The following is a 17,212-nucleotide window of genomic DNA, read 5'->3' as shown; positions in this document are numbered from 1 at the left end:
TTATTAACCTAAAATGTCATCATTTTGGTGGATTAATTGTTGCTTGGCTTCTTCTGTTTCTAATTCGTCGTTTTGAACATCAGTAAGCATTACCCCCATAATTGGTGTTTGAACTTGTCTAACTTTTTCAATGTTAGCAAGGATATGATTAGCACTTAGTTCACCTGCTTGCACAGTGTAAATGACACCGGATAGATGACGAGCGATTAGTTGAGCATCTTTGCTTTCTGTCATTGCTGGTAAATTAACGATAACTTGTTCAAATTGTTGGCTTAACTCTTTTAGTTGGCTACCTAGCTCTTCTGAAGCTAAGGTGATTAATGGTGTTTCTGTTAATGTGCCACGAGGTAAAAATGTTAAGTTATTTTCAATTTTTATTAGACAATCGTTGATTGGGTGTCTTTGTTCTAATGCCTCTGCTACACCCATTACTGTGGATGTTGGGAGCGTTTCAAAATCATCACTATTCTCTGTTTTTTTAGCATCAATTTCGTTTTCCATCTGCATTAGGATTGCTTCAGTTAACGAAATTTCCTTTCTATAATCTAAATCAATAAGTAAGGTTGAGCGGTCTTGTGAGAATGAATATGCAAGTAGGTAGCTATTTAGTTCATTACTTTCAGTCGATTCAGTTGATGCCAAACCAATGATAGGCCAAGGCTTATCATCTAAAAGAATGGTTGTACGAATAGCATGAACAGTTTCTGCTGAATAACTATTTTTAAAGAAGTTTTTAGTAAATAAAGCCAACTCATCAATATAATTTAGGCTGATTAGCTCCCCTATACCTTGTAAGCCTAAGCGAGTATTAATTTGGGTTAAGTTATTGATTGATTTGTTTAATGCTGATTTTATGATGATAAATAGTAGACTCAAAATAATCGTCATGGCACAAACCATAATTAAAAAGAGTGCTTTATTTGGTTTGCTTGGTTTAGTCGGTGGAGTTGCAGGATCAAGCAGACGAGCAACTGGCTCACGGTATAAAACGGTTAATTCTTGTTCTTTACTGCGTAAAAATATTTTCTCATACAGTTCTTGAGTCTTATCGAGATCAAGTTTCATTGTATTGTAAATATCTTTTTTGGCTGCTAGTGCAGTGAAATCTTTTTTCTGCTCAGCAAGTAAAGCTCGGTATTTATTTTCTCTTTCAATTGAAGCTTGGTATTCTTTATATAACCCTGTTTTTAGTTCTTTAAGTAGAGATGTTGTTTGTTGCTGAATAGCTTTAATTTGAGCATTAGCTTCTAAAATTTGACGATTTTTAGGACCATACATTTTTTGAAGATCAAATAAGGTACGTTTTGCTTGAATTAACGCAATTCGAAGATCTTGTAGTTGAGCATGGTTAGATATACTTGGTAAGGTTGCTACGTCTTCTAGCGGGTGCCCTAGAGCTTCGCTAATTGTATTGTAGTTGGCTTTTGCCGTGATTCTTTTTTCTTTGGCCGTAGCAAGGCGATCGTTAATTAACGCCAGCTGTTCCGTTTCAAAACCGTCAACACCTTGATAGGTAAGTAATCCGTTATCAGATAAAAATTTATCAATATTGGCTTTTTGTTGTGTTATTTTTTCTTTTAGCTCAGCCATTCGAGTGCTATTCCACTGTTGAGCTTGCTGGGTTTTTTCTATTTTTCTTTGTTCTTGTTGCTCGATATAACTTTCAACGACAGCATTAGCTACGAGTGCTGACATTTCAGAATCTTTAGATTCATAAGAAACATGAACTAATTGGCTAAAACGTACTGGAGAGACAGAGAGCTTTTTCTTTATTGATTTTACTATTGAATAAAGCTGTTCTTCCTCTGATTGAGGAATGTTTTCATCTTTATCCTCTGCTTCAAAGATCGGATGATTAATAAGATCTAATTTTTTAGCGGCTGCTTCAATCACGGTTTTTGATTGAAGTAATTCCGCTTGAGTTGGGTAGTATTCAGCTTGCGTGGCATCAAAATCTTCCACTTGGTCAATTGGAGTTGAATTGTCCGTTTTGGCCTTTAAGACAACCGTTGCTGTTGCAGTATATTGAGGAGCCATCCCATAGATCAATGGGAAAGCTGTCAGTGTAATTGTTACGACAACGAATAGAACGCGTAAGCGATATTTTTTAAACTCTTTCAAAAAATTTGAAAAATCGATCGTACTTTCTAGCTTTTTGCCATTTTCAATAATTGATAGTGCCATAATTTAGAAAAAACTCTGTTCAATGATAACTACATCGCCCGGACCTACAGGATAGGTTGGAGCCACATCTTCGATTAACTCATTTGTTGCTGCTGAGCGTACGTTTATAGAATCTCGATCTGATCTATCTGTGAAGCCACCAGCCATAGCAATAGCTTGCTCAACAGTTAAACCAGGCTGAAATTCGTACCCATTTGGATTTGCCACTTCACCACTGATAAAGAATTTACGAAATGCTTCAATGCTGACGGTTACCATTGGTTGTAGAATATAGCCATCAGCTAATCTTGCTTCGATATCTTCTTCAATTTGCGTCGGGGTTCTACCAGATAATTTAATTTCACCAAGATAAGGGAAATTAACATAACCACCACGGTGTATTTTTAAGCGCGTTGTCATCTCAGGTTCTTTGAAAACTGAGATTTGAATCGTATCTCCAGCACCTAAAATATAACCAAGATCTTCTTTAGGTTGAGATTGTTCAGTTTTTGCTTTTTCTTGTGTATTTGAAGGCGTGTCTTGAGCTTCAGATGCAAATGCATTAGAAACAAAATATAGAAATAGGCAAAAAGAAATAAATAAGGATTTCATCTAAATTTGCACCTTAGTTGTAAACATAATAAGTGATTTATCATAGCCTAACGTTTGAGTAACCGTTTCGACTGAATTAATGGTGAAATCATCGAATTCCTTATTAGATTCATTCACAAGTTGTTGGTAGCTCAGTTCAAATTGAATTGACGGTCTAAATTTATATGTGACTTTAGCTATCGCTTCTGTTTTTGTTTCAACCTTATCTGAACTTTTATCTTTATCAGCGCTGGTTTTATAGCGATAACCTAATGTTGTAGAAAGTCTACTCGACCACCAGAAATGTTCCCAATTGGTTCCATATTCAGTATTTAGGACATAGCCGCCAACTTCTGTTGGATCTTCTACTGATTGATCTGTGTAGAAGTGAAAGCTTGAGTGTCTAACTGGGCTCCATTTGATATCTATATCCCAGTTTAATCCCCCAAAACTCTCTGAGTCAGGGTTGTTGGGGAAATCTTTATAAAGCCAAGCAATATTGGCATCTATAGTTGTCTTTCCTGTTCTGATCGTTTTAATGCCAGCAATAAAAAACGTTTCATTAGTGTCTTTAAGACTATTAATTTTGTAGTGCCTTAAGTTACTAATGATAGAATAACGAAAGCGAGTTCGACTGGATGCTTGATCAAATAGTTCAATAGTGAACGTTGTTTGATCCCATTCTTGATCTTCAATGTATTGGTTAAAGTTATAAATACTTCCTGATGCAGAATTGGAAGTTCTGTCATCATAAGTAAAGTCTTTGTACTGAACTGCAAAGCTTAATTTTCCAATACTATCTTGCTTATCAATACTATAGCGTAATTCTGTATGAAACATGTTTGTTTCTAAAACATCAGTAATACCATATTTTTGAAACTGTTCAGCAGATAAACCATCCGTTAACCCTTCGCCTCGGTTTTCATGACCAGTCGTATTTTCTATGGTGAAAAGTAAATCGTTGTTCAATCCTTTTTTCCATGAGCCAATAAATGCAATGTGATGGTCATAGTAATCATCGGACGTATTATTTTCTTGATACTGTCTATAATCGCCTGTGTATTGCAAGGTATAGATATCTGCATTATGAACCCCTTTTAATTGTACAAAAGGCTTAACATTAAAGAAATCAGATTGTACATGTGGCGTATGGTTTGACTGATAATTTACGTTGTCATCATAACCATAATCTAAAGCTACATTACTTTGATATTCAATACCTGCAGGACCAACATGTGGTTTTGGCGTTAGATAAGCATAACAAGAGCTGCTTACTAATGGAAAAGTAAGCAGTACAAGTAATTTACTGAAAATTGTGGACGGTTTAGTAGGCCGTATCACTCACAAATCCTTTGAAAACAGTTAAGAAAATAATCTTAAGATCCATTGATAGAGACCAGTTTTGTAGATATTTAATATCATACTCTACACGCTTTTCCATTTTATCGAGTGTATCTGTTTCTCCACGATAACCGTTGATTTGTGCAAGCCCAGTGATCCCCGGTTTAATTTTATGCCTTACCATGTAATTGTCGACTAACACTCGATATTCCTCATTATGTGCAACAGCATGAGGTCGAGGGCCAACAATAGACATACTACCTTGTAATACATTAATAAATTGTGGAAGTTCATCTAATGATGTTCTTCGAATAAAGCTACCAAATCGAGTGACTCGAGGATCGTTTTTGGTTGCTTGAGTGACCACTTCAGAATTCTCCATTACTTTCATAGAACGGAATTTCCATACTTTGATTTTCTTCCCACCTAGACCGTATCTGTCCTGTTTAAATAGGATAGGACCTGGAGAGCTTAATTTCACCCCCAATGCAACAGCGCATAATACAGGTAAAATTAATAGAGTAATTAGTGAGCCAATAACGATATCTTCAATACGTTTAATGATTGCGCCAAGCCCTTCAAAAGGAGAGCTAAAAATACTAAACGTATGCACATTACCAATACGTTTTATTTGTGAAACGCTTAGCTTATAAGTGTAGAGATCTGGAACAATATAAGCATTAACCGTTGAATTCGATAATTGATGAATAATGTCTTTTATGCGATCTTTGGCCACCATTGGAAGTGCGATATACACACTTTGTATTTCGTCATTTTTTGCTTTTTCAATCAGTTCAGAGACTTTTCCGGCATAACCACTTTTATTTACATAACTAAAACGGCTATCAGAGCGGTCATCGTAAAATTCAATACTGATTTTTTGATGCTTATATTTTGAAATCAAAGCTTGTTCAATTGAAAGGCCAGCAGGTGTTAAACCAATAATTGCTATTTTATTTGTTTTTAATCTTGGTATTACAATATAGGTATAGCTTAAGGTGCAAAGTGTTCTAGAAATAGATAAAACAGCCCATATAAAAACATACCAAAGTAGATAGATATGAGAATTTAGATTGCTGATCTGCATACCTTCTAAACTTGCAAGACGAAGTTTTAATATAGAAAATACTGATACAGTGAGGAGTAAAGAGAAAATGAGTCTTAAAAGATATTTCTTTAATTCAACTTTTGTATTTATTGTGTATAGGCCAGAATACTCACTAATTAGAAGAAAAATAGTAGAGAATAAAAGTCCTGCAGATAGATCGATAGCAGTTTCTTCAAGCCCATAAATAGATAGGATAAAGGTAAGTAGTAAGTTGATTGCGATAAAATCAAATGCCTTTGTTAAAGTACGATAACTATCACTTATCATTTTTATATTTTGTTGTTTCATATCGCTCCTAGGCATTATTGGGGATTATTCATCATTATAAATGATAAATAAACTTACAAAGTTAGCGTTTCGTCAAAAAAATGACATCATATAGTTTGATTGTTGGGATCGCAATCTCATCTTTTAGGAACTTAATGAATTTTCTAATAAAATGAACACGAAATAGTGAGAAATTACTCTCTAATTTTTACTACTATAGTATGCTTTCTTTGTTTAGGGGTATCAGATTTCACAACGAACGTGTTAGACTGATGACTACTGTATATATAACCGGGTGAAAACAGTTTTTCCCCTTAATGATCTGGAGTAGACTATGGCCAGCCGTGGTGTTAATAAAGTTATCCTTGTTGGTAACTTAGGGCAAGATCCTGAAATTCGTTACATGCCAAGTGGCGGTGCAGTAGCGAATATTACAATTGCAACGTCTGAATCTTGGCGTGATAAAGCAACTGGTGAACAGCGTGAAAAAACAGAATGGCACCGTGTTGCTCTGTTTGGTAAATTAGCTGAAGTTGCTGGTGAGTACTTACGTAAAGGCTCTCAAGTTTACGTTGAAGGTCAATTACAGACTCGTAAATGGCAAGACCAAAATGGCCAAGACCGTTTTACAACAGAAGTTGTTGTTCAAGGCTTTAATGGTGTAATGCAAATGCTTGGTGGCCGCGGACAAGGTGCTCCAGCTGGTGGTCAACAACAGCAAGGTAATTGGGGACAACCTCAACAACCTGCACAGCAAAATAACTTTGCGCCTCAGCAACAACAAGCACCTCAACAACAAGCTCCACAAGCTGCTCAACCTCAGTATAATGAGCCGCCAATGGATTTTGATGATGATATTCCGTTCTAAGAACTGAATATGTATTAACTTATTTAAATAAAAAAGCCTTGATATTATCGAGGCTTTTTTATATCAGCTATTTTTAATCTTTTATTTGAATGGATAATTTAGGGAATTGTTCTGAAATGTAAGTAGTAGCTGTGTAAATTAATACCGCGATACCAAGCATTTCAAGGGTCTCTTCAATGCTGTAACTGATTGCATATACTAAAGCATCAGTACCGTGTTGCTCTGCAATTTTCCCTCCAATAAGTTCCATAACTAGAGCGCCAGAAACATAAATCACACCAGCAAGAATTAAGCGGTTACGAGTGGTAGATGGAAGTCTAAATAAAAACTTGAAATAAATTAAAGCAAAAATCACTAGTAATACGGCATAGGGAATAACCCACGCAAAATAGAGGATTCCTGTTGTATTTAATGAACTACGAACAGGGTCAACTAACATCTCGTGTAATTCTGTCATTTCATCTAAAGCTAGAAATAAGAAAATACCACTTAGACCCGCCCAAGCTAAATATTTTTCATTTTTCTGCAAATGTACATAGGCGATAAGTCCCAATAAAAGGCTTGCAAAAATCATTGCGCAAGATGAATACAGGGTTGGAATGTTCATTTCTCTATCTACGTTAAAGAGACGAATAATAGTTTCCATGTGAGAATATGATAAAAAATGTTCAGAAATGATGGCAAAACCATTTGCTATAACAAGGAATACGATAATTGAAATAAAAAACATAAATAGCTTTTTTGAGTTAAGTTCAATATTCACGTTAAGACCTTAAATGTAGGTTAATGGGTTAAGTTGGTTTACTCAGGATTATATTAAGTTTCGTGTTAGTAACGTGGCGCATTGTATAGAGTTATTCGTAAAATATTTGTATTATATCTAATACGTATTTAGAGAATGTTCTAAATTTATCAATGAATTTGTGTCTTAATTCACAATCTATTTTCTTCAAGGAAGAAGAGGTTAATGAGAAAAACACCTAGTTTACGTTTAAGTAACCGCTTAATTTCGTTTGTTACTCTAATGGTTTCTGCCGCAATATTTATATTATTTATTGGTGGTACTATTTCCGTTAAACAAATTGGCACAGAGTATCTTGATCATTATTTAGCAGGGGTTGTTACTGCTGTTGATGAAGAGTTAGTTAACCCTGAAAAAGCCAAGTCTATGGAAACGTGGTTACCCAAATTACTTAAAGCCAGTAATGTGGTTAGCATGGAGTTATCTTCAGCTACTGGACCGGTATACTCCTTTCAAAGTTTAGCCATCATTCCTGATGATAGTTTGTTGTATCACAAAATACTTCCGCTACAAATTAATAAAGGGTATGAGATTTCATTTAAATCAGTTCCTCCTTATAGCGCTTTTACGTATTCATTAGGTGCTCTATTCTCTATTACTGCAGCTATTGCAGTTATTGTTGTTTCACTCCTGTGGGGGGTTGTTTGGTTGAGAAAGCAGTTACATGGTTCTGAACTGTTAGAAGAAAGAGGCCGGATGTTACTTGCTGGAAAGTTAGATGATTATTCTATTGGTAGTGAAGAAGAGTGGCCAGCAACAGCAAGTTTAGCACTAGATAATATTATTGCAGAACTAAAAGATGCGAGAAAAGAGCGCAGTCGTTTTGATACTTTTATTCGGACACATACTTTTTTAGATCAATTGACAGGATCTGCAAATAGAGTGTTATTCGATAGTAAATTAGAATCTATTTTACAAGAGTCTCAAAGCCAAGGGGTTTTATTATTACTCCGTATTAACGGTTGGGAAGAATTAGTTGAAGAGCAAGGAAGTGCTGTTGGTGATGAATTAATTGTTGAGGTAGGAAAGCAATTAAATAATATTATGCAACGCTATAGTGATAGTGTGCTTTCTCGTTATTATCAATCAGATTTTGCTTTATTGGTTCCTCAGCAATCACTGAAAGAAGCAAAATCATTAGCAACCCAATGTTTAAAATTAATAGAAAAGATTAACCCACCTCGTAGTTTGGACCGTGATAATTGGTGCCATATTGGGGTTAGTATGTTTGTAAGTGGTGAACGACGTGGTCGTTTGATGGAAGAGCTTGATATGGCTCATCGTAGTGCCTTGCTCCAAAATAATAACACTTGGTCGTTATTTAAAAAGCAGCAGCAATTAGCTGAGAGCCTGGGCAGTGTTCGATGGAGAACCTTATTTGATGCTATTTTTCAGCAAGATAAATTAATTATTTATAAGCAACCAACTTTTTTATTTGAGGGTAATGAACTTGTCCCTCTTCATTTAGAGCTATTTTCACGCATAAAAGATGAAAATGGTGTTCAAATTAAAGCTTCACGCTTCTTGCCTGCAATTAAACAAGTAGGGTATCAAGTTAAGCTTGATAGTGCAGTTTTAAAACAAGTATTTCCTTTATTAAGTGATCCTGAATTAAGCCATCATTCGTTTTCAGTTCATTTACAGGTTAAGAGCATTACTAATGCTGCATTTATTCGTCAATTAAGAAATCGCTTATTGCAAACGCCAAGAGCTCAGCTTCAACGACTAAGTTTTGAGTTAATTGAAGGTCAGGTTGTTACCTATTTAGATGCTGTAAGACCCGTCGCAAAAATGTTAAAAAGTTTTGGTTGTCAATTGGTGGTTGAGCAAGCGGGAAGAACAATTGTAAGTACTCATTATATTAAAGATTTGAGTGTTGATTTTGTAAAACTTCACCGTAGTTTAATGAAGGACATTCATCAAAGATATGAGAATCAATTATTTGTTCGTAGTTTGTTGGGAGCATGTGAAACCACGGTGGCTCAAGTGATTGCTGTTGGTATTGAAAAAGAAAAGGAATTTAGTTTATTAAAAGATCTTGGCGTTGAAGGTGGGCAAGGACGATTTTTTGAATCAGAAACGGCTTTATATCATCGTCAAGAAAAGATATCCATACCTAAAAGAAGAAGCCGTTGGGGTAAATAAAATTCTCTTATTTTGTTAATAACGGTCGTATCCTAAAAGAATAGAATGTTGTATGATTGCGCGTCACTTGTGTTCTTTATAAGAACGTTGTAAGTAAAGTAAGAAAAGTCGAGCAATCAATGAAAATGATGGATGCATTCAAAAAGCTGAAACTATCTCGTTCAGTAAAAACTACTACGTCAATTGTAATATTGCAGGGTGGTATTTATATTGCGAAAAGTGATGGATTTGATGAGCTTAAAGAGCATTATTTTACTCCAACAAGCCAGCCTCAAGCGTGGAAAGACGTTATTGTTGAAGCATGTGAAAAGGCTGGAGTAACCAATTCTAGTGCTAATGTAATCTTAGGATCTCACCTATATCAATCTTTCCAGATCGATAATCCTAACTTACCAAAAGAAGAGTTAACGGGTGCTTTACCATTTTTGGTAAAAGATCTTATTACCGATCGTATTGCCGATATTGTTGCTGATGGTATAGAAACGATAAATGGCAAGCTACAGGTTTATATCTCTCAAGTTGCTACGCTTCACACATTGATTGACTCATTAAGTCCTCTTTCGATTCAAATAAATAATGTGACTCCAGATGAACTACTTTGGGCTTATTCTCAACCTGAAGACGGTGGCTTTATGTTATTAAATCATAGTCAATCTGCTGATTTTAAGCTGTTAGCGTTTAATAATGGGCATCTACATCTTAACCGTTCTTTACGTGGTATCGTTGCACCATTAACGGGCGACCAAACTAATAGTTTTCAAATGGACAGCTTGGCATTAGAGTTGCAGCGCTCCCTTGACTACTTAAGCTCTCAATTGCATGGCGTAAGTATTAATAATTTGTATTTCCGTTGCGATGATGAAGATGATGCGCTTTTAGCGCTTGAGCTACAGAATCGATTGGGTGTGAAGGTTGCTTCACTACTTATTGATGAACCAAGAGCCTTTCGTTCTGGTGAGGTTTTAGCTTGGTTAGCTTTATTTAACACTCCAAGTATTAATTTATTTCATGAAAGCCTTAAGCCTAAAGTTGATTATTTTACATTACAAAATGTGATGATCAGTTGGGGGATAGGACTAGCGTTAAGTATTGCTGTTGTTGGGTATTACCAATGGCAAATTTACAATCTAGAGGCAACGATAAACGCGAATTCATTAAAAGAAAGTAGTTATAAACAAGAATTAGCGACGTTAAATAAAAAATTAGAGAGCCACAAACCTTCGGCAGCTAAGTTAGCTGCGATTAAGCGATTAAATGATGATATTCAATCGAAAAAAGCCTCGTTAAAGGTGATTGATAATTTTGATGAGGGAATGCAAGTAGGCTACTCGGGTGTGATGAGTAGCTTGACTCAACTAGGAAAAGGAAACATCTCGCTTAATAAAATTTATATCTCTGGCGATAAGGTTAATTTTGCTGGTTATGCTCGTACACCTGATGTTATTCCTCGCTGGGTTCAGAGTTTTGATAGTGAGTTACATTTAGTTGGACGAACTTTTGATCAACTTGAAATAAAAACAGACGATAAAGGTCTGGTGTCATTTATTCTAAATACTAAGGCATCAGAGGGTAATCATGAGTAATTGGAATCAAGTAAAAGAGAAATTTGGTGCTTTGTCGCAAAGAGAAAAAGTACTCATTACATTGGTTGGTTGGGTTGCGGTAATCTTTATTTCATTAAGTTTGTTTATTGAACCTAAAATTGAGCAATATCATCAATCTCAACAAAAAGTAGTGCGTATTACTAATTCTATTTCATCTCTAAAACAGCAGATAGAATTAGCTGAATTTCGTTTAAAGAAAGATCCTAATGTTGAAATCAATAAACAATATCAGCAATTAATGATAGAGAGTCAGGATTTAGCTGATCTGCTTTTTAGTCGTGTCGCGTCATTGGTTTCTCCAAGCCAGATGGCTTCTCTATTAGAAAAAGTATTAAAGAAATCGTCAAAGTTAAAGTTACAGTCTATGACCACATTGCCATCTGAACGCTTGCTTGATGAAAATAATAATGCAGGTTATTACATTCATCCGGTGAAGATTGTGTTGTCTGGAGAATATTTTGATATTGAAGAGTACCTCTCTCACTTAGAGGCGCTACCTGTAAAATATTACTGGCGAAACTTCCGTTATGAAGTGAAAAAATACCCTATTGCAGAAGTCACAATCGAAGTTTATACCCTTGGGTCAAGTCGCGGGTTTATTGGTGGTTAATATGAAAAATCGCTTTTTAGTTTTTATTCTTATGTCTTTACCGCTTTCTGTATCTGCATCTGAAGCGGTATTGGGGCATGATCCTACAGAACCATTAAGTTGGAGTACCCCTGCTCCAGTTCAAAAAAAGGTAATAAAAAAACGTCAATATTTCCCTTCTTTGCAAGCAATAAATTGCAATGCAGAGTCTGATTGTTATGCCGTATTAGATGATAAATCAATGAAAAGAGGCGATAAAGTTTCTGGTTATACATTATTAACAATTGGTGAAGAAAGCGTTTCGATTGGTCGTGCGGGTAAGCAATGGCAACTTTCTCTATTTCCACAAAATATTAAAAATTAAGGTTTGCAGTAATGAAAGTACGTAATGTCATCATTGGTTTCATGGTTGCCTCTTTAACGGGTTGCTCAATGGGTCATCGTGATCCTGTTGAAATTAAGCAGACCTTAGATAAATCCATTAATGAAAATGGTGGTCAGCTACTTGCTGATTTACCCGCTTCGGTGCAAGCTGATTTAATGCCAGATCTAAACACACCTCATGTTGAGGTTGAAGAGCCAGTTAAACGTTTCAGAGTCAGAGCAAATGGTGCAGGCGCAAAAGCATTTTTCACGAGTTTAGTGAAAGGAACTGAATACAGTGTCGTTATTCATCCTCAGGTTTCTGGTCGTATTACGATGAATTTGAGTGATGTTACGATGGATGATGTGCTTTCATCGGTTGAAGACTTATATGGTTACGATATCGTTAAAGCTGGAAAAGTATTACAAGTTTACCCTGCGACGATTCGTACAGAAACTATTCCTGTTGATTATTTACAGCTTACTCGTAAAGGACGTTCATTAACGACGATTACAACAGGTTCGATTACCAATTCGGACAATAATTCATCAAATAACAATAATTCAAGTTCTAAATCGAACAATAATTCATCATCTTCGTCATCTTCTGCTACAGGTGGAACTGAGATTGAAACCACGAGTGAGAGCGATTTTTGGAAAGAGTTAGAAACAGCTATTTCTGTGATGATAGGAAATGGAGCTGATCGAAGTGTTGTTGTATCTCCTCAAGCGAGTGTTGTTACCATTACTGCCTCTCCTGATGAATTACGTAAAGTTAAACAATTTTTAGGAACTTCTCATAAGCGATTACAACGTCAAGTGATCCTTGAAGCTAAATTACTTGAAGTCACATTAAGTGATGGTTATCAACAAGGTATTAATTGGTCTAATTTGACTGCATCGTTAGGTGGAACTGATGTTGTTTTTGGACAGACTCCAGGACTTGTTCAAGGCGCATTGCCTGGAATGGATACCATTGGAACATTATTAGGTGGTCAAACAAACATTACGGTTTCAGATGGTAACTTCCAAGCCGTATTAAGTTTTATGGATACACAAGGTGACTTAAATGTACTTTCAAGCCCGAGAGTGACTGCTGCAAATAACCAAAAAGCGGTGATTAAAGTTGGTCGTGATGAGTACTACGTAACTGAAGTATCAAGTGTTACTGGTAGTGGTGACAACTCTAATGCTTCTCCAGAAGTAACATTAACGCCTTTCTTCTCTGGTATTTCTTTAGATGTAACACCTCAAATCGATGATAAAGGTAATGTCATGTTACATGTTCATCCATCAGTTATTGATGTGGAGAACGAGGTAAAAGAGATTGATTTAGGTGATGTTGGTGGCGTACTGAAATTACCATTAGCTAAAAGCTCTATTCGTGAATCAGACTCTGTGATCCGAGCGAAAAGCGGTGATGTGGTTGTGATTGGTGGTTTGATGAAATCACAAACGGTTGACCAAGTATCGAAAGTGCCATTATTAGGAGATGTTCCAGCACTCGGGCATTTATTTAGAAATGTCAGTCAGCTAACTCAAAAAACGGAATTGGTTATTTTATTAAAACCAACGGTTGTCGGTGTAGATACTTGGCAAGAAGAATTAGAACGTTCTCGTGACTTATTGCAAGAATGGTTCCCAGACGAGTAATCAAAAACTGACATGTATGAAGCTCACTTTGGGTTAAAGCAGTTACCATTTACGCTGACACCCAATACCTCACTGTTTCATGGGTTATCGCCTCATTATGAGGCGATTCATACTGTGTTGTCTGCGATTTCGATGGGTGAAGGGATTATCAAGGTTACAGGTGAGGTGGGAACCGGAAAAACATTAGTCTGCCGAATGTTGATTAATGAGTTGCCTTCCAATGTGGAATTACTTTACCTTCCGAATCCGGTAATGAATGGCCATGAACTTCGACAAGCTTTAGCAAAAGAGTTATGGCTTGATCAAAGTGGTGATGATATTGCACTGATTGATCGTATCCATGAGAAAATTATTGATCTACATGCGGAAGGAAAATTAGTTGTAGTATTCATTGATGAAGCTCAGGCTCTAAGTGATGAAGCATTAGAAACATTACGTTTGTTTGGCAACTTAGAAACAGACTATAAAAAATTGCTACAGATAGTGCTGTTTGGGCAACCGGAATTGGATGAGAGATTACAACAACATAACTTAAGACAATTAAGGCAACGAATAACGTTTTCTGCTTTATTGAGAGCATTAAATATGAATGAAACCGTCGCTTACATTCGATATAGAATAGCTGAATCTGGATGTGAGAATAATCCATTTTCGCTTGTTCAAATGAAAGCGATATGGAAGGCCACAAATGGTATTCCTCGCTTAATTAATCAGGTTTGCCATAAATCTTTGTTAATTGCCTTTTCAGAGCAAGTGAATAATGTGCCTTCAAAAGCCGTGTTTAACGCCATTATTGATACGGCTGATACTGTTAAACCTAAGCATTACTTCCCAACATTTTGGGGATGGAGAGTTTCGTGAGTGTGACTAATAAAGCGTTATTAAATATAACTCAACAAAATGAAAACAAAGAAAAACAGCACTCATTATCTCCTGCGGATATACCGAATGTTGAGTCAAAATACAAAGCATCGTTTTTCTTTGCTATTGGTGTATTTAGTTCTTTGTCGTTAATTGGATGGTCAACATTAAGTGCATCGACAGAGCAAAATGTAGATCTGCAAAAGAGTGCTCATACTCAGCAGCAAGCGCTAACAACAGAAGTGAGTGAACACTCTCCGAGTAATATTAAAACAGATCAATTATTGATTTCACCAACGAAAAAAGAATCAACATTAGCTGTGAGTTCTATTTATGCGGAGAAGCCAATATCGGCGGATAAGATTGAAGTGACAGCTTCGGTTCGTAGTCAGTCTACTCAGAATCGCTCTATAGTGGATAAACCACAATTGATGACATCGACAGAGGTCGTTAAACCAACATCAAAGTCGACATCAATTGTTCCGGCAACGCCAAAAGAGCAAGCACAAGCTAATGAAATGTTGCAAGTTGAAGAAGTTGAATTACTGCCATCAGAGCTAGCTCGTAGAAGCAGAGAAGCGGCTAAAAAAGCATTAGATAGATCCGATTTTAAAGCGGCGATGAAAGAGTATTACACCGTACTTAAGTATCAACCTAGTGATGAAGAGTCACGAAAAAGACTCGCAGCTTTGCTTTATGGTAAACGTGATGTGAGTGAAGCTGCGGCCATTCTTCAACAAGGCATCAAACTTAACGATGACAGTGTAGAGTTAAGATTAGCGCTGTCGAGTCTATTACAAAAAGAGCAGCAGCCAGAAGCCGCTCTTTCTGTATTGGAGTATATTCCTGTTGGTGCACCAGTTGACTATCTTGCAACCCGTGGTGGCTTAGCTCAACAGTTGAAGTTGATGGACTTAGCAAAAGAAAGTTATCAAATGTTGGTTAACCAAGAACCAGATAATGGCCGTTGGTGGTTAGGTTTAGCTATTGTTTATGAAAGAGAAACAAAAGTGAAATCGGCTTATGAAGCATACCAGACAGCATTAATTAAGCCGGGTTTATCTCGCTCGTCTCAAGCGTTTGTTCGTGATCGCATTAAATTATTAGCAACAATGGAAGGAATTGAGTAATGCGTCTTAAGTTAAGAAAAAGACTTGGTGATCTATTAGTCGAAGAAAACATTGTTACTGAAGAGCAAATCGAACAGGCTCTTTCGACTCAAAAGAAAACAGGCCGAAAGTTAGGGGCAACATTAATTCAGTTAGGTTTCCTGAGTGAAAAACAAATGTTGACGTTTTTATCTCAGCAGTTGGGTGTCCCTTTAGTTGATTTGAACCGCGCTGAAATTGATGCGGCAGCCGTGCAATTGCTGCCTGAAGTGCATGCTCGTCGCTTACGCGCATTAGTTCTTAGTCAGCAAGGTAATACGATCCGAGTTGCCATGAGTGATCCTGCTGATCTGTCTGCTCAAGAAGCCTTGTTTTCACAGCTTCAGCAATATCAAGTAGAAATGGTTATTGCTTCTGAAAGACAGCTTGTTGATAGCTTTGATCGTTTCTATCGTAGAACCAAAGAAATCGCTTCATTTGCTGAGAAGTTGCACTCAGAACACCAAGTTAACGACGATTTTAATTTTGGTATATCAGATAACGATAATGAAGAAGTAACCGTTGTTAAGCTGATTAACTCATTATTTGAAGATGCGATTCAAGTTGGTGCTTCAGATATACATATTGAACCGGATGAAAGAGTCCTGCGTTTACGTCAGCGTATTGATGGGGTATTACACGAAACATTATTAAATGAAGTTAATATCGCTTCAGCATTGGTTTTACGTTTAAAACTGATGGCGAATTTGGATATTTCTGAAAAACGTTTGCCACAAGATGGACGATTTAACATCAAATCTCGTGGTCAGTCTGTAGACATTCGTTTATCTACAATGCCTGTTCAATATGGTGAATCGGTTGTTATGCGTTTATTGAATCAGACATCTGGCGTTCAAGAACTAGAACAATCTGGATTACCGGAACATTTACTTACTCGTCTGCGTAAACAACTTCGTCGTCCACATGGCATGATCTTAGTTACGGGGCCAACAGGTTCTGGTAAAACGACAACATTGTATGGTGCTTTAAGTGAATTAAATCAACCAAGCAAGAAAATCATTACAGCAGAAGATCCGGTTGAATACCGTTTACCTCGTGTTAATCAGGTACAAGTAAATAGCAAAATTGATTTAAGCTTTTCAAAAATTTTAAGAACGTTTTTACGTCAAGACCCGGATATTATCCTTATTGGTGAGATGCGTGATCAAGAAACCGTGGAAATTGGTTTACGTGCCGCTTTAACTGGTCACTTAGTGTTATCTACATTACATACCAATGACTCGGTTGATAGTGCATTACGTATGATGGACATGGGAGCGCCTGGTTATCTTGTTGCTAGTGCAGTTCGTGCGGTATTAGCACAACGTCTAGTTAAAAAAGTATGTCCAGAATGTTCAGCTCCTGATGAATTGGATAACGCGAGAAAACAATGGATTCAAAGCCGTTTTCCAAATCAAGTAGGGGTAACTTTCCAACGTGGTAACGGATGTCAAAGTTGTAACTTAACTGGCTATCGTGGCCGTATTGGTGTGTTTGAATTATTAGAGTTGGATCAACCTATGATGGATGCACTAAGAGCAAATGATGCGGTTGGCTTTTCACAAAAAGCACGTCAAAATCCGGATTATAAACCACTGCTTGCTTCTGCTATGGAGTTAGCGATAAGTGGTGTGATTAGCTTGGATGAAGTGATGGTATTAGGTGAAGGGGATCACGCGTCTTCTCATCAACCAATATTGATGTAGGCG

14 protein-coding genes are annotated in these 17,212 nt (G+C 36.7%); 9 read left to right on the top strand and 5 right to left on the bottom strand.

Going from position 1 to position 17,212, the window contains the following annotated elements; translation table 11 throughout:
- Window positions 1-3: 3 nt before the first annotated feature.
- From HC728_RS07600 to HC728_RS07585, 4 genes are read right to left on the bottom strand one after another with little or no spacing between them, the layout of a single operon-like run.
- Window positions 4-2,184 (bottom strand): polysaccharide biosynthesis tyrosine autokinase, encoded by a 2,181-nt coding sequence (locus tag HC728_RS07600; RefSeq protein ID WP_017020168.1) that lies wholly within the window; start codon window positions 2,182-2,184, stop codon window positions 4-6.
- Window positions 2,185-2,187: 3 nt separating this feature from the next.
- Window positions 2,188-2,775 carry a polysaccharide biosynthesis/export family protein gene (locus HC728_RS07595; protein ID WP_190395261.1) on the bottom strand — a complete coding sequence of 196 codons (588 nt, stop codon included), beginning with the start codon at window positions 2,773-2,775 and terminating at the stop codon, window positions 2,188-2,190.
- Window positions 2,776-4,095 (bottom strand): outer membrane beta-barrel protein, encoded by a 1,320-nt coding sequence (locus tag HC728_RS07590; RefSeq protein ID WP_017020166.1) that lies wholly within the window; start codon window positions 4,093-4,095, stop codon window positions 2,776-2,778.
- Complete coding sequence (locus HC728_RS07585) at window positions 4,079-5,491, bottom strand: undecaprenyl-phosphate glucose phosphotransferase (protein ID WP_190395260.1); 1,413 nt, start codon at window positions 5,489-5,491, stop codon at window positions 4,079-4,081. The genes HC728_RS07590 and HC728_RS07585 overlap by 17 nt, the downstream gene beginning before the upstream one ends.
- Window positions 5,492-5,804: 313 nt before the next feature.
- On the opposite strand from HC728_RS07585, the gene HC728_RS07580 reads away from it, so the two are divergent.
- Entirely contained in the window at window positions 5,805-6,338 is a 534-nt protein-coding gene (locus tag HC728_RS07580; RefSeq protein WP_017020164.1) for a single-stranded DNA-binding protein, read from the top strand.
- A gap of 73 nt (window positions 6,339-6,411) precedes the next feature.
- Here HC728_RS07580 and HC728_RS07575 read toward each other — a convergent pair whose 3' ends face one another.
- Window positions 6,412-7,101, bottom strand: coding sequence for a hypothetical protein (locus HC728_RS07575; RefSeq protein ID WP_236733970.1), 690 nt, complete (start codon window positions 7,099-7,101; stop codon window positions 6,412-6,414).
- Between the two features lie 204 nt (window positions 7,102-7,305).
- Between HC728_RS07575 and csrD the strand changes: the two genes are divergently transcribed.
- The 8 genes from csrD (at window position 7,306) to HC728_RS07535 (ending at window position 17,209) form a co-directional block, all read left to right on the top strand.
- Entirely contained in the window at window positions 7,306-9,285 is a 1,980-nt protein-coding gene (gene csrD, locus HC728_RS07570) for an RNase E specificity factor CsrD (protein ID WP_065597592.1), read from the top strand.
- A 119-nt stretch (window positions 9,286-9,404) separates the two neighbouring features.
- Window positions 9,405-10,868: a hypothetical protein gene (locus tag HC728_RS07565; RefSeq protein ID WP_026029407.1), complete on the top strand. Its 1,464-nt coding sequence runs from the start codon at window positions 9,405-9,407 to the stop codon at window positions 10,866-10,868.
- Complete coding sequence (gene pilO, locus HC728_RS07560) at window positions 10,861-11,499, top strand: type 4a pilus biogenesis protein PilO (protein WP_017020160.1); 639 nt, start codon at window positions 10,861-10,863, stop codon at window positions 11,497-11,499. Before HC728_RS07565 ends, pilO begins: the two co-directional genes overlap by 8 nt.
- Window position 11,500: 1 nt before the next feature.
- Window positions 11,501-11,842 (top strand): hypothetical protein, encoded by a 342-nt coding sequence (locus HC728_RS07555; RefSeq protein ID WP_012534271.1) that lies wholly within the window; start codon window positions 11,501-11,503, stop codon window positions 11,840-11,842.
- A gap of 11 nt (window positions 11,843-11,853) precedes the next feature.
- Entirely contained in the window at window positions 11,854-13,494 is a 1,641-nt protein-coding gene (gene mshL / locus HC728_RS07550; protein ID WP_190395259.1) for a pilus (MSHA type) biogenesis protein MshL, read from the top strand.
- A gap of 12 nt (window positions 13,495-13,506) precedes the next feature.
- Window positions 13,507-14,355, top strand: coding sequence for an ExeA family protein (locus HC728_RS07545; RefSeq protein ID WP_005417458.1), 849 nt, complete (start codon window positions 13,507-13,509; stop codon window positions 14,353-14,355).
- Window positions 14,352-15,485 (top strand): tetratricopeptide repeat protein, encoded by a 1,134-nt coding sequence (locus HC728_RS07540; RefSeq protein WP_065623415.1) that lies wholly within the window; start codon window positions 14,352-14,354, stop codon window positions 15,483-15,485. The genes HC728_RS07545 and HC728_RS07540 overlap by 4 nt, the downstream gene beginning before the upstream one ends.
- Window positions 15,485-17,209: a GspE/PulE family protein gene (locus HC728_RS07535; protein ID WP_190395258.1), complete on the top strand. Its 1,725-nt coding sequence runs from the start codon at window positions 15,485-15,487 to the stop codon at window positions 17,207-17,209. The genes HC728_RS07540 and HC728_RS07535 overlap by 1 nt, the downstream gene beginning before the upstream one ends.
- Window positions 17,210-17,212 lie beyond the last annotated feature (3 nt).

This window comes from Aliivibrio sp. S10_S31, from assembly GCF_014694495.1.
GTDB lineage: Bacteria > Pseudomonadota > Gammaproteobacteria > Enterobacterales > Vibrionaceae > Aliivibrio > Aliivibrio fischeri.
The sequence above is the reverse complement of the archived record's forward strand: the minus strand, read 5'-3'. Positions and strand labels throughout refer to the sequence as shown.

Bases quoted from the DNA above. Each gene is read 5' to 3' on its own strand.
- pilO (WP_017020160.1), top strand. From the start codon at position 10,861: ATGAGTAATTGGAATCAAGTAAAAGAGAAATTTGGTGCTTTGTCGCAA.
- HC728_RS07545 (WP_005417458.1), top strand. From the start codon at position 13,507: ATGTATGAAGCTCACTTTGGGTTAAAGCAGTTACCATTTACGCTGACA.
- HC728_RS07580 (WP_017020164.1), top strand. From the start codon at position 5,805: ATGGCCAGCCGTGGTGTTAATAAAGTTATCCTTGTTGGTAACTTAGGG.
- HC728_RS07585 (WP_190395260.1), bottom strand. From the start codon at position 5,491: ATGAAACAACAAAATATAAAAATGATAAGTGATAGTTATCGTACTTTA.
- HC728_RS07600 (WP_017020168.1), bottom strand. From the start codon at position 2,184: ATGGCACTATCAATTATTGAAAATGGCAAAAAGCTAGAAAGTACGATC.
- mshL (WP_190395259.1), top strand. From the start codon at position 11,854: ATGAAAGTACGTAATGTCATCATTGGTTTCATGGTTGCCTCTTTAACG.
- HC728_RS07535 (WP_190395258.1), top strand. From the start codon at position 15,485: ATGCGTCTTAAGTTAAGAAAAAGACTTGGTGATCTATTAGTCGAAGAA.
- HC728_RS07595 (WP_190395261.1), bottom strand. From the start codon at position 2,775: ATGAAATCCTTATTTATTTCTTTTTGCCTATTTCTATATTTTGTTTCT.
- HC728_RS07565 (WP_026029407.1), top strand. From the start codon at position 9,405: ATGAAAATGATGGATGCATTCAAAAAGCTGAAACTATCTCGTTCAGTA.
- csrD (WP_065597592.1), top strand. From the start codon at position 7,306: ATGAGAAAAACACCTAGTTTACGTTTAAGTAACCGCTTAATTTCGTTT.
- HC728_RS07555 (WP_012534271.1), top strand. From the start codon at position 11,501: ATGAAAAATCGCTTTTTAGTTTTTATTCTTATGTCTTTACCGCTTTCT.